11 protein-coding genes are annotated in these 12,179 nt (G+C 74.8%); 5 read left to right on the top strand and 6 right to left on the bottom strand.

Going from position 1 to position 12,179, the window contains the following annotated elements; translation table 11 throughout:
- Positions 1–201 precede the first annotated feature (201 nt).
- Positions 202–1,560 carry an APC family permease gene (locus tag GA0070614_RS29210; protein WP_088978965.1) on the bottom strand — a complete coding sequence of 453 codons (1,359 nt, stop codon included), beginning with the start codon at positions 1,558–1,560 and terminating at the stop codon, positions 202–204.
- 71 nt (positions 1,561–1,631) lie between these two features.
- Here GA0070614_RS29210 and GA0070614_RS29205 point away from each other — a divergent pair, with 71 nt between their 5' ends.
- Entirely contained in the window at positions 1,632–2,663 is a 1,032-nt protein-coding gene (locus GA0070614_RS29205) for a GlxA family transcriptional regulator (RefSeq protein WP_088978964.1), read from the top strand.
- A gap of 18 nt (positions 2,664–2,681) precedes the next feature.
- Here GA0070614_RS29205 and GA0070614_RS29200 read toward each other — a convergent pair whose 3' ends face one another.
- The 3 genes from GA0070614_RS29200 to GA0070614_RS29190 form a co-directional block, all read right to left on the bottom strand.
- Positions 2,682–3,611, bottom strand: coding sequence for a diacylglycerol/lipid kinase family protein (locus tag GA0070614_RS29200; protein WP_088978963.1), 930 nt, complete (start codon positions 3,609–3,611; stop codon positions 2,682–2,684).
- 71 nt (positions 3,612–3,682) lie between these two features.
- The gene (locus GA0070614_RS29195; RefSeq protein WP_157745121.1) at positions 3,683–3,907 is read right to left on the bottom strand and encodes a hypothetical protein; all 225 of its coding nucleotides are present in this window, start codon (positions 3,905–3,907) and stop codon (positions 3,683–3,685) included.
- 106 nt (positions 3,908–4,013) lie between these two features.
- Positions 4,014–6,260, bottom strand: coding sequence for an ATP-binding protein (locus GA0070614_RS29190; RefSeq protein WP_231933433.1), 2,247 nt, complete (start codon positions 6,258–6,260; stop codon positions 4,014–4,016).
- Positions 6,261–6,424: 164 nt separating this feature from the next.
- Here GA0070614_RS29190 and GA0070614_RS29185 point away from each other — a divergent pair, with 164 nt between their 5' ends.
- From GA0070614_RS29185 to GA0070614_RS29175, 3 genes are all read left to right on the top strand, one after another.
- Positions 6,425–6,880 carry a carboxymuconolactone decarboxylase family protein gene (locus GA0070614_RS29185; RefSeq protein WP_088978960.1) on the top strand — a complete coding sequence of 152 codons (456 nt, stop codon included), beginning with the start codon at positions 6,425–6,427 and terminating at the stop codon, positions 6,878–6,880.
- A 98-nt stretch (positions 6,881–6,978) separates the two neighbouring features.
- A complete protein-coding gene (locus GA0070614_RS29180; protein WP_088978959.1) occupies positions 6,979–7,437 on the top strand; it encodes a DUF1801 domain-containing protein in 459 nt (152 codons plus the stop codon).
- Between the two features lie 109 nt (positions 7,438–7,546).
- Positions 7,547–8,098: a hypothetical protein gene (locus GA0070614_RS29175; RefSeq protein WP_231933432.1), complete on the top strand. Its 552-nt coding sequence runs from the start codon at positions 7,547–7,549 to the stop codon at positions 8,096–8,098.
- A 344-nt stretch (positions 8,099–8,442) separates the two neighbouring features.
- Here GA0070614_RS29175 and GA0070614_RS29165 read toward each other — a convergent pair whose 3' ends face one another.
- Positions 8,443–9,174, bottom strand: coding sequence for an alpha/beta fold hydrolase (locus GA0070614_RS29165; RefSeq protein WP_088978957.1), 732 nt, complete (start codon positions 9,172–9,174; stop codon positions 8,443–8,445).
- A gap of 218 nt (positions 9,175–9,392) precedes the next feature.
- On the opposite strand from GA0070614_RS29165, the gene GA0070614_RS29160 reads away from it, so the two are divergent.
- The gene (locus GA0070614_RS29160; RefSeq protein WP_088978956.1) at positions 9,393–9,947 is read left to right on the top strand and encodes a murein hydrolase activator EnvC family protein; all 555 of its coding nucleotides are present in this window, start codon (positions 9,393–9,395) and stop codon (positions 9,945–9,947) included.
- A gap of 66 nt (positions 9,948–10,013) precedes the next feature.
- Here GA0070614_RS29160 and GA0070614_RS29155 read toward each other — a convergent pair whose 3' ends face one another.
- The gene (locus GA0070614_RS29155) at positions 10,014–12,131 is read right to left on the bottom strand and encodes an AfsR/SARP family transcriptional regulator (RefSeq protein WP_088978955.1); all 2,118 of its coding nucleotides are present in this window, start codon (positions 12,129–12,131) and stop codon (positions 10,014–10,016) included.
- Between the last annotated feature and the right edge of the window lie 48 nt (positions 12,132–12,179).

Here is a 12,179-nt window from a genome sequence, read left to right as displayed (position 1 = left end):
CCGGACAAGGATTAACATCGATGTAACACAGGCTAGGAAAGCGCTTACCGGCGAGGCAAGGGTTTGTGACGTGCAGATTTGTTGCAGATCGACGAGCGCCAGTATCCGCGGCTTCGTGTAGGCGCGGCGCTGACGGTTCTGCCCGTCCTTCGGTGCGCCCGAGCATGCCGCCGGAGACGGCTGCCGGCAGCCCCCGATCCCTCAGGTCCCGTCGGTCGAGCCGACCGGCGCGGTCCGCGTGCCGACCCCGCCCTCGGCCGCCCCGCCGGGAGTGGACACCGGCGCCGCGGCACCGGAGGTCCGGTGCCCCGACAGTCGCAGGTAGAGCAGGGCCGCGCCGGTGACGACCAGCGGCCACACGAGGTAGACACCGGTCATCACCAGCAGGAAGAGCACCGCGCCGACGGTCGCCACGGCGGCGTACCAGGTCCGGCTGCGGCGCGGCAGCAGTCGCAGCGCCGCCGCGACGCCCACGGCGTACACCGTGACGAAGGAGCCGGTGGTCAGCAGCACCAGCGGGCGAGGGCCGACGGCGGCGAGCAGCACCGCGAGCAGAGCCAGGAAGGACAGTCCGGCGTTGACGGTGAGGCTGCGCCGGGGCACGTCACCCGCCACGTCGCCGCGGGCCAGCCAGGCCGGCAGCGCCCCGTCCCGGCCGAGGGCCGCGCCGAGCTTGGCCGCACCGGCGTAGTAGGCGTTCATCGCCCCGAAGGTGAGCAGCAGCGCGGCTGCGGCGGCCGGCCATCGGGCGTCACCGCCGAGCGCGACGGCGAACAGCTCCCCCAGCGGGGCGTCGGCCTCGGCGGCGGCCGGTCCGAGGACGGCGACGATGGCGGCGGCCACCGCGAGGTACAGCCCGCCGACCACGACGACCGCGGCGGCGGTGGCCCTGGGCAGGTCGCGGGCCGGGCGGCGGAACTCGGCGGTCAGGTGGGTGATCGCCTCCCAGCCGACGAAGCTCCAGACCAGCAGCGCGGCGGCCGGTCCGATCGCCGTCCAGCCGTGCGGCGCGAACGGCCGCAGGTTGCCGGTCGAGGCGTGCGGCAGGGACAGCAGCACGGCGACGAGCAGGAAGGTGACCAGGACACCGGCCAGCGCGAGCTGCACCCGGCCGGCGAGCTGGACGCCGACGGCGTTGGTGGTGGTGACGGCGACCATGAGCAGCACGGCGGTGACCGCCACGGTGGTGGTGCCGCCGCCCACGGCGGCCTCGACGTACGCGCCGCCGAAGAGCGCCGCGGCGGCGGCGCCGGGCGGCACCGCGAAGTAGAAGCACCAGCCGACGACGGCTGCGGCGCGCGCGCCGAAGGCCATCCGGGCGTACGTGGAGACGCCACCCGCGTCCGGGTGGCGGGCGCCGAGCGCCGCGAAGGTCGCCGCGAGCGGCGCGGACACGAGCACCAGCAGCAGCCACGCGAGCAGCGATGCGGGTCCGGCGGCCTCGGCCGCCAGCGCGGGAAGGGCGATGACTCCGGTGCCCAGCACGGCGCCGACGTACAGGGCGGCGCCCTGCGCGGCGGTCAGTCGACCGGTCGTTCCCGGCGCGGGTGTGTCAACCATGAGATCACCCTCGCGCGCGGCGGCCGGGGCGGGACAGGCCGATTCGCGCCGGGTTGCGCTACGTTTCTGCCATGGCAGGGCACGTCGTCGCGGTGGCCGTGACCGACCATCTGCCGATCTTCGAGTTGGCGGTGCCGCAGGAGGTGTTCGGCACCGACCGCCGGGACATCGTCGACCCGTGGTACGAGCTGCGCCTGTGCGCGGCCGCACCGGGACCGCTGCGGATGAGCGGGGGCGGCCGGCTCGACCCGCCGTACGGCCTGGACGCTCTCGTCGAGGCGGACACCGTGCTGGTGCCGGCCCTCGCCCGGGCCACCCAGCTCGATCCGCCGGCCGACCTGGTCGAGGCGCTGCGGGTGGCGTACGCGCGGGGCAGCCGCATCGTGGGCCTCTGCACCGGCGCGTACGTGCTGGCGGCGGCCGGCCTGCTCGACAGACGCCGGGCGACGACCCACTGGATGAACGCGCAGGACTTCGCGGCGCGCCACCCGCTGGTGGACCTCGATCCCCGGGTGCTGTACGTCGACGACGGCGCCGTCCTCACCTCCGCCGGGACGGCCGCCGCGATCGACCTGTGCCTGCACCTGGTGCGCCGCGACCACGGCGCGGCGGTCGCCGCCGAGGTGGCGCGGCGGATGGTGGTGCCGCCGCATCGGGCCGGGGAGCACGCGCAGTACCCGCCGCCGCCGGTGCGCGGTGTGCCGCCGGACGCGTTGGGCCCGGCGCTGGAGTGGGCCCGCAGCCGCCTCGACCAGCCGTTGACCGTCGACGACCTGGCCCGCCAGGCGAAGCTCAGCCCGCGCACCTTCGCCCGGCGGTTCCGGGAGACGCTGGGCACCACTCCCCTGCAGTGGCTGCTGGAGCAGCGGGTGCGGCTGGCGCAGGAGCTGCTGGAGACCACGGAGGACTCGGTGGAGCGGATCGCGCACCGCACCGGCTTCGGCTCGGGCGCGAACCTGCGTCAGCACTTCGGTCGGGTCAGCGGCGTCAGCCCTCGCACGTACCGGCACGTGTTCCGGTACCGGGCCGCCGCCACGGCGGACCACGCCGCCCCGGACGGGCAGGCGCTGGCCGCCCTTCGCTCGGACAGTGCCGCGGGCTGACGAGGACGTGCCCCGTCACTAACGGTCGAGGGTGCCGGCGGGCGCCATGACGCGCAGGGCGTTGGGATCCAGGCCGATCCGGATCGGCGTCCGGCCGTACGGCTCACCGTCGACCTCGACCTGCGCCGGCCGGTCGGTGTCGAGCCAGAGCTGACCGACGGCGAGGAACGGCTCGTCGCCGAGGGTGCGCCGATGCCCGGTCGTCGCGTTGCGCGCCGTGTCGCGCAGCAGCCCCCGACGGGTCGGCCCGCCCACCGGGTACGCGACCAGCAGCCGGTCGTCGGCGTCCGCGTCGGCGGTGATCGGCCGCCCGGCGTGGTAGCCGCCGTTGGCCACGTAGAGCTGGTGGGTGAGGAACTCGTGCTCGCGTCCCTGCGCGCGTACGGTGGCGCGCAGCGGCCGGTGCCGGGCGAGCAGCGCCAGCGCGGTGAGCGGATAGGCGAGCCGGCCGACGACCTTCTTCAGCCGGGGCGGCGTACGGAGCATGATGTCGGCGGACAGGCCGATGCCGACGTGGTTGGTGAAGCGCATGTCCCCGACCAGGCCGAGGTCGACGTCGACCACCGTGCCGTCGGTGAGGACCGCGACGGCCGCGTCGAGGTCGAGCGGGACACCGACGGTGCGGGCGAAGTTGTTGGTGGTGCCCAGCGGCAGCAGGCCCAGCGCGATGTCGCGGTGGGCGAGCAGCCGCGCGGCGGTGCCGATCGTGCCGTCGCCGCCGCCGGCGACCAGCAGGTCCGGTTCGAGGTCGGCGGCGGCGGCGAGGTGGCGCTCCAGCTCGCGGGGACGCTCGACCGGGTAGGCACCGAGCAGGTCGAACCCGGCCGCGAGCAGCCGCGACCGCACGGCGTCGTAGTGGCGGCGGCCCTGCCGCGAGTGGGCGTTGACGACGAGCACGGCACGCCGCTCCCGCCGGATCGCCGCACCCAGTTCCTGTTTGGTCCGCACAGCGCCCGACCCTATCCGTACGGACGCCGGCTTCCGCCCTCACGGGGCCGGTGGCGGGAGAGGCGGGGTCCTCAGCGCGAGGTCGCCGGGAGCCGGGCCGCCCACCACATCCCGACGGCGGCCTCGACGGCGCCGAGGGCCCGGGTCAGGGCGGGACGTTCGGCGAAGACGCGCATCGGACGCCACCGTTGTGGCCCGAGGATCCAGCGGGAGACGTGACGCTCGGGCATCACCGTGCCGAGGACGCCGTCGCCGATCATGACCATGGCAGCCAGCTCGGACGCACGAACAGCCATCACAGGCCTCCTCCGCTGCGGCACGACGATCGGCAACTGCCCGCGGCGTATACCCACGATCGCCGCCGGCAAAAGCCCGACCCGCCGGCGTCACCGCGCCGCCGGGTCAGCGGGCGGCCAGCACGGTCTCCCGCGCCGCGCGGGCGCGCTCGTCGTCGTACGGCCGGTCCAGCCGACGCGCGAACTCGATGATCCGGTCGAGCAGCGTCAGCGCCTCCTCGTGGCGGCCCACCGCGCGGCACGTCTCGGCGTAGGCGTACAGGACGTCGATCTCCAGCTGCACCTCGGCCAACGGTTCCAGCAGCTCGCAGGCGCGCCGGTGGTGCTCCAGCGCCTGCTCGGGCGAGCCCGTGACGCGCAGCGCGACGCCGAGGTGGCTGTGGCACCACGCCTGCTGGTGCGCCAGGTCGTGCTGCTCGGACAGGCGTAACGCGTCGTGCAGCGTGCGCAGCGACTCCGCCGGGTCGTCGGGCGTCAGCGCGACACCGAGGGTGACCAGCCCGGTGATCCGGGCGGGCCCGTCGGCCAGCGCGACGGATGCCCGGGCGAGTTCGACGGCTTCGCCGGGCCGGCCGAGGTGCAGGGTCACCCATCCGTCGAAGGCCAGCGCCTGTGACTGCCCGGCGCGGTTGCCGAGTCCGTCGAACAGGTCACGGGCCCGCCGGAACTGCGCCTGCGCCGCCGGCAGGTCACCGAGGTCGCGGCGTACGAAGCCGAGGCGCAGCGCCAGGGCGGCGGCGAGGTCGTCGTCCGACGCGCACCGCGCGGCCCGTTCGTAGGCGGCGAGCGCGTCGGTGAGCCGCCCGGCGGCGGCGTGGGCGAAGCCGAGGTCCGCCAGCAGCGAGGCGTGCTGCTGGTCGCGGCCCAGGCGTGCGGCGGCCGCCGCGGCGGCGTCGAGCAGGCGCACCTGGTCGTCGGTGCCCCGGTGGCGGAAGAACCAGACCCGCATGGCCCGGGGCAGCTCGGCGACCACCTCGTCCATGCCGAGCCGGACGGCGGCGTCGACGCAGGGCACCAGATTGACGTACTCGAGGTCGAACCAGGCCAGGGCCTTCGCCGGGTCGCCCGGTGCGGGTCGCCGGCGGTGCGGCGAGGGCAGCGTCTCGTCGTGGGCGACGGCCTGCGCCAGGTAGTGGCTCAGCACCCGGCGCAGGGCGGCGTCGGCCTGTGGCTCCTCGTCGGCGGCGAGGTCGGCGGCGTAGCGGCGGATCAGGTCGTGCATCCGGTACCGCCCGGGTGCGGGCTCCTGGAGCAGGTGGGCGTCGACGAGTTCCTCCAGCGCCGCGTCGACCCGTCCGGGGGGCAGGTCGGTGAGCGCGCCCACCGCCGCGGCGTCGACGTCGGCGCCCGGCAGGACGCCGAGCAGCCGGAACACGCGGCGTTGGGCGGAATCGAGTTGGCGCAGCGACATGCCGAACACCGCGTCGAAGCGGTTGGCGGTGTCGCGCAGCCGCTCGGCCAGCACCGCCACCGTCCAGCCGGGACGGTGGCGCAGCCGCGCCCCCGCCATCCGCAACGCCAGCGGGAGCCCGCCGCACAGTCGCAGCACCTGGCCGGCGGCGTCCTCTCCGGTGAGCGCGAGTCCGGCCGCCCGGGCGAACAGGCGCGCCGCGTCCGTGTCGGCCAGGGGTTCCAGGGCCACCGGCGGCACCCCGTCCAGGCTCACCAACCGGTGGCGGCTGGTGATCAGGACCCCGGACTTCCCCGCGCCGGGCAGCAGCGGACGCACCTGTTCGGCGTCGACCGCGTTGTCGAGCACGACGAGCACCCGCCGGCGCGACAGCTCCGAGCGCCACAGCGCGGCGCGTGCGGCCGCGTCCTCGGGGGGACGCGGGACGTCCAGCGCGCCGAGCAGGCGACCCAGCGCGGCCTGCGGCGTCAGCGGCTCCTGGCCCGGAGTGAAGCCGTGCAGGTCGAGGTAGAGCCCGCCGTCGGGATACGTCGGCGCGAGCCGGTGGGCCACGTGCACGGCCAGGCTCGACTTGCCCACCCCCGCCATGCCGTCGATCGCGACCGCGCCGACGGCCCGCAGCAGCTCTTCGACCAGCGCGGCCTCCGCCTCCCGCCCGGTGAAGTCGAACAGGTCGGCGGGCAGGTCGTTGCGGCGCGGGGCGGGCGCCGCGCCGGCCCTGGACGCCTCGGCCCACACCGCGCGCAGGGGCCGGGGGTCACGGCCGACGGCCCGGCACAGCGCCACGACGGCGTCCCAGGGCGGCACGAGCCGACCGGTCAGGTACCGCGACAGCGACGAACTGCTCAGTCCCGCCTGTCGGGCGAGGGCGCGCAGGCTGAGCCCACTCAGCTCCTTGATCCGCGAGAGTTGGGCCACCAGCTGTTCCTGGGGGCTGGACACGTGGCACACCGTACCCGTCCCGCCGTCGACGACCGGAACGGTGCGGCGTTCGCGCTGCTCAGCCCCGGTTCCGCTGTCCCACGGTGTCCCACGGACCGCGCGGGCGCCGGCCCGCCGATGGTCGGATGACTCCCGTCAGCAACACCGGTGACGAAGGAGGAGCGATGTCGACCGAGCGCATGCCGCACCCGGCGGTGCTGATCCCCGAGGCGATGGAGGCCCTGACGGCGGTGAACCGGGCCGTCACGGGCGTCGGGGTGGACGGCAGGCTGCTGGCGCTGAGCCACCTGCGGGCCAGCCAGATCAACGGCTGCGGACCGTGCGTGGCCGGGGGCGCGCACCAGGCCCGCCGGCACGGGGCGTCCACGGAGCAGGTGCACGCCGTCGCCGCGTGGCGGGAGACGCCGTGGTTCAGCGCCGAGGAGCGCGCCGCGCTGGCCCTGACCGAGGCGGTGACCCGGCTCGCCGACCGGCCGGACCCGGTGCCGGACCGGCTGTGGGACGTGGCCGCCACGCACTTCGACCAGACTGAGCTGGCGGCGCTGCTGCTCGCCATCGCGAACACCAACGCCGTCAACCGGCTCAACGCGCCGACCCGCCAGCAGGCGGGCTCGTGGTGACATCGATCGAGCCCGGCAGCCGGGGCCGAACCGCCACGGCGGACCTGACCCACTGACCAGCACCACCCCGTAGCCAGAACCGACAGGAAGAGGACGTCATGTCGAACACGACGAAGAACACCGCCGCCAGCAGCGAGAAGTACGACGGTTTCACCGACGAGGAGCGCGCCGCGATGAAGGAACGCGCCACGGAGTTGAAGACGCGCGCGCGGCGCGGCCCCAAGCCGGATCCGGAGGTCGACGTGCTCGCGAAGATCGCCGAGATGTCGGACTCCGACCGGGCGATCGCCGAGCGGCTGCACGCCGTGATCAAGGCCAACGCGCCGGTCCTGTCGCCGAAGCTGTGGTACGGGATGCCCGCGTACGCCCGCGACGGCAAGGTGGTCTGCTTCTTCCAGAGCGCGGCGAAGTTCAAGACGCGGTACGCCACCCTCGGCTTCAGCGACGAGGCGAACCTCGACGAGGGCGCCATGTGGGCGACCTCGTTCGCCCTGACGGCGCTGACCGCCGATGACGAGGCGAGGATCGGCGCGCTGGTGCGGCAGGCGGTGAGCTGACGATCGCCGGGTCGGCCGGCGCCGCGCGGCGTCGGCCGACCCCGGGCAGCGCGCGCCGAGGCGGGCCACGGCGGCAAACGGCTCGCGACGCGCAGGGGCGGCTGCCACCATGAGCATCGTGACCGGATGGCGCAGTCCGCTGCTCGCCGGGGTCGTCGCGACCATCGAGGTCGAGCTGCGCCAGTCGTGGCACCGCCTGCTGGCCGACCTCGACGTCACCCCCGGCAGCGCCGACGAGATCGAGGTGGCCCGGCTCGTCGTGGACGATCCGGCCGGGTACGACTGGCGGACGGTCGACGCCGCCCTCGACCGGCTGACCTGCCCGGCCTGCGCGTCGCCCCTGACCAGGGGGCCGGTGAGCTGCCAGACGTGCGAGCTGCACCACCGCATGCGGTTCGGGGCGCGCGAGGTCGACCGGCCGCACGTCCCGCCGGGCAACGAGCACGGGCTGCGGGTGGCGACGGCGGTGGCGCGGGGCCGTCACCGGTACTCGCCCCGGGCCCGGGTGGGCTACGAGCTGGTACTGCCCGATCTGCTCGCCGGCACGCTGCCCACCACCGCGCAGGCCCAGGCGGCCAAGGCGCTGATCAAGCTGACCGACGACGAGTGCGATCTCGTCACCGGTCTGGCCGAGGTCGAGCGACTGGCCCGCCACCGCTGAACCCGACGCCCGACGCGGGCCGCGCCCCTCCGGCGAGGGCGTCCCCGGGTGATCCACCGGCCGTCGACCACCGCGGCGCGCAGCTACCCGCTGCTCGCCGAGATCCTCACCGGCGTCGCGACGCGCGCCCACGCCGAACCCTCGGCCGCGACCACGACGACACCTGACCAGGCGGCGACCGCCGATCTCGGCAGGACCCCAGGACGCGGCGCTGCGAAGCCGAGCTGCGTCGCTACCACCCTCACCTCGACGGTGTCGTCGCCGTCTGGCACTCCAATGTGGTTCGTCGCCTTGTGGCCGAGCACGCGGGGATCCAGCGGGCCAGGATCTCGGTGCCGGTGCGATCAGCTGACGGCAGTGAGCTGCCGAGCGAAGCGGCGGACGGCATCAGTGAAGGCGTCCGGGGCGTCGAAGTTCGCGAGATGTCTCGCTCGCGGGATCACCTCGACGCGGGCGTGGGGATGTGCGCGGGCGAAGTCCGCCTCACCGGCCCGGAACACGGTGTCCTTCTCGCCGTTGAGGATCAGTACCGGAGCCTCCACGAAGCGCATCGCACCCGCGTCGAAGCGTCCCAGTACCTCGTCCCAGGCTGCGGGCAGGGTATGGAAGGCGTAGCCGGAACGGATGGTCGCCTCCACCACCTCCGGCGGGTAGAGCCGCTGCAGCAACCGGTCGTTCCACCGGGCCAGCCGATCCGCCGGTATCCGAGCAACCAGCCCGGCGACCCATCGGTACGGCGCGGCCCAGGGGCTGCGGGTGGAGGCGCTGGCTCCCGCGAGGACCAGCCCGCGCAATCTCTCCGGGCGACGCCGTGCGAACTCCAGCGCGGCGTATCCGCCGAGCGAGTGCCCGACGACCAGAGCCGGCCCGCGGTCGAGCGACTCCACCGCGGAGGCGATGATCTCGGTCGCGCTGCTCAGGCTCCAGGGCTGCGCCGAGCGCTTCCCGTGGCCGGGCAGGTCGACGGCGACTACCGGGAATTCGTCCCGGAGCGCGGCGAGTTGCATGCTCCACTGTCCCGCGCTGAAGCGCGTGCCGTGGACGAAGACGATGGGCACTGCATCCACTGCCGTCATCAGTTCCCCCCATGTTCTACCGTCCGGCCGACCTTAGCGGTGCGGCCCCGATCACGATCAAGGGAGATTTCGGACGGTGCCCGAGCGGCCAACTGTCTCGCTCGGTCGGGCCGCCCGCAGATGTAAGTCGGACGTAAGCGGGGCCGCTCTATGGTGACGCCGTCGATGTAGCGCGCGCATCGGCCATCCCTGGTCCGGCTGGAAGGAGCACATCCTCGATGCGACGTACATTCCTTCGACTGCTCACCACCGTCGCTCTCGCGGTGGCCACGGTGGGCGTCGGCTCGACGGCCGTGATCGCGCCGGCCCAGGCCGCCTACGGCGCGGTCAAGTGGCCCGCCACCGGTGTCATCACCAGCAAGGTCAACGACCGGTGCCCCGGCTACGACAACCACGACGGCTACGACATCGCCGGCAACTACCGGTCGGTGGTGTCGGCCGCCTACAGCGGCAGCGTCAGCTTCATCGGCACCGATCCGGGTGGGTACGGCAAGTACGTGATCATCTCCCACGTCAACGGCTGGAGCACCCTCTACGCGCACATGGACGGCTACGTCTCCCGGATGCGGGTCGGCGAGTACTTCAACCGTGGCGACGGCATCGGCTACATGGGCTACACCGGCGGGGTGTCCCCGCCCGGCATCGGCGGCACCCACCTGCACTTCGAGATGCTGCGCTACAACTCGCCGCAGGTGTGGAACTCGGCCGGCACCTGCGGCCAGAGCGTCACGCGCAACACGTCGATCCCGTTCGACTTCGTCGGCCTGAACTGAAAGACCCGGTCCGGGTGGTCGCCGCGTCGACCGCCCGGACCGGCGCGCGTGGTGGGCCGGCACGGCTCAGGCCGGGAAGGCCCCGGCGACCTGCCGCGCGTCGCCGGAGCTGCCGAGCCGCTCGTACCGCTCACGGGCCCGGTCCGGCTCCCCGGCCAGCACGGCGTCCAGGGCGTCCCGCCAGGCGGAGTCCGCCGGTCGGTGTCCGGCGAGGTCGGCGGTGCGCAGCCCGGCGGCGGCGAGCGCCAGGGGCAGTTGAGCGCCGAAGCTCGCGGTCAGCGACCGTCCCTCGATCGTGCCCAGCACCTCGTCGCGCAGTGCCCGCACGCGCGCCGCCGGCTGGCCCGTGAGCACGGCGAGGTGCAGGCGCAGCGTCAACGCGGGGCCGAGGGTGGACCGGCCGCCACCACGGCGGGCCAGCCGCACCGCGGCGTCGGCGTGCCGCAGGGCGGAGGACAGGTCGCCCCGGGTGGCGGCGATGCGGCCCACCACGAGGTGCACCTCCCCGGCCATGCGGTGCTCCTGCTGCGGGCCGGCCAGGAACGCCCGGGCCGAGTCCGTCGCCTCCTGCCACCGGCCGCGATGGAAGGACTCCCGGATCTGTTCGGCCTCCAGCCAGGCGAGGTCGGCGGTGGCGCCCCGCGACCGGGTCACCCGCATCGCCGCCGAGCGGTGCGCCCGGGCCGCGCTGAGCAGCCCCGCCCGCTCCTCGGCGTCGGCGAGGGTCACCAGCAGCGCCGGCGGCACCCAGACCCCCCGCGACCGGTAGGCGGCCAGGACGGCGGCGAGCTCGTCCACCGCGCCCAGGTCACCGTCGTCCACGGCGATCATCGCCAGGTTGCTGCGCGCCCGCAGGTCCAGCGGCGTGAGCGCCAGGCGGCGTGCCCAGGCCAGGCCGAGCAGTCCGGCCCGCCGGGCGGCCCGCGGCTGGCCGGTCACGGCGAGCAGGCCGCAGGCGTTGACCAGCGCGGCCGTACCGGCCGGTCCGGGCCGGCGAGGATCGACGAGGTCGAGGATCCGGGCCAGTTGCGGGCCGACCGGGTCGGCGTCGTCGGGGATGAGCCACCGGGCGCGGGCTCGCCAGGACAGGGCCTCCGCCGCCCGTGACAGGTCACCGTCGCGGTGGAAGATCGCGGCGGCCCCGGCCAGCTCCTCGTGCCCGGTGCCGGAGGCGTGGTATCGGGCCTCGCCCAGGCGCAGCAGGATCCGGGCCCGCTCGGCCGGTTCGGCCTGCAGGCCGAGCAGGCTCCGATAGCAGTCGACGGCCTGGTCGTAGCCGCCCTGCGCGGCGGCGAAGTCACCGGCCCGGTCCAGCGCCCGCATGCTGTCGCGCAGCGGGGAGTCGGTGACCGTCGCCCGGGGGCCCACCCCGGGACCCGGCGCCCTGCCCGGGTGGGCGGTGGGTGGGCCGGCCGGCAGCAGCGCCGGATGGTGGCCGAGGACCATCCGATAGGTGGCGCTGATCCCGGGTCCGGGGCTCAGACCCAGCTCGGCGGCGACCGCGGCCCGGAAGCGGGCGTACGCCGTGACCGCTTCGTGCTGCCGCCCGGCCAGGTACAGGGCCCTGAGGAGCAGGTCGTGGATCCATTCGGTGAGGGGTTCACGCTGGGCCAGGGCGGTCAGCTCGGACAGCACGGCGAGATGGTCACCGGTACGCAGCCGCGCCTGCAGCCCGATCCGGCGTACCTCGGTGATCTCCTCACCCACCGCCCGCACCTCCGGCCAGCGCTGCGGGTCCGGCCACAGCTCCTGACCCGGCTCGCCACGGACCAGCTCCACCGCGCGGCGCGCGTGTTCGGCCGCCAGGGCCGGATGGTCCACCCCCGCCGTGCGGGCCCGCCGGGCGTGGTCGCGGAAGGTGTCCAGGTCGCTGCCGCCGGGAGGCAGGTCGAGCAGGTAGCCGCGGGCGGAGTGGCGGAGCAGTCGTGCCGCCCCGGGATCCGCCGCCGCGAGCCGCCGACGCACCCGGTGCACCAGCACGTGCAGCGCCGCGTCCGGGGGGTCGCTCTCGTCGGGCCAGACCCGGGCGGACAGCGCTCTCGCGGGCAGGTGGACCCTCGGTTGCAGGGCGAGGGCTGCCAGGAGGGCCTGTTGGCGCTTGCCCGGCAGGCTCAGGGGTGCCGGGCCGACCTGGACCAGCAGCGGACCCAGAACGGCGCACCACAGCGTCGACGGTTCCGTCATGTCGTCTTCGACCAGCCTGCCAGTGACGTCATCCCTACCGCTGGTATA

Origin of the sequence: Micromonospora coxensis, from assembly GCF_900090295.1 — a bacterium.
In the GTDB taxonomy this organism is placed as follows: Bacteria; Actinomycetota; Actinomycetes; order Mycobacteriales; family Micromonosporaceae; genus Micromonospora; species Micromonospora coxensis.
This window is presented reverse-complemented; position numbering and strand designations above follow the sequence as displayed.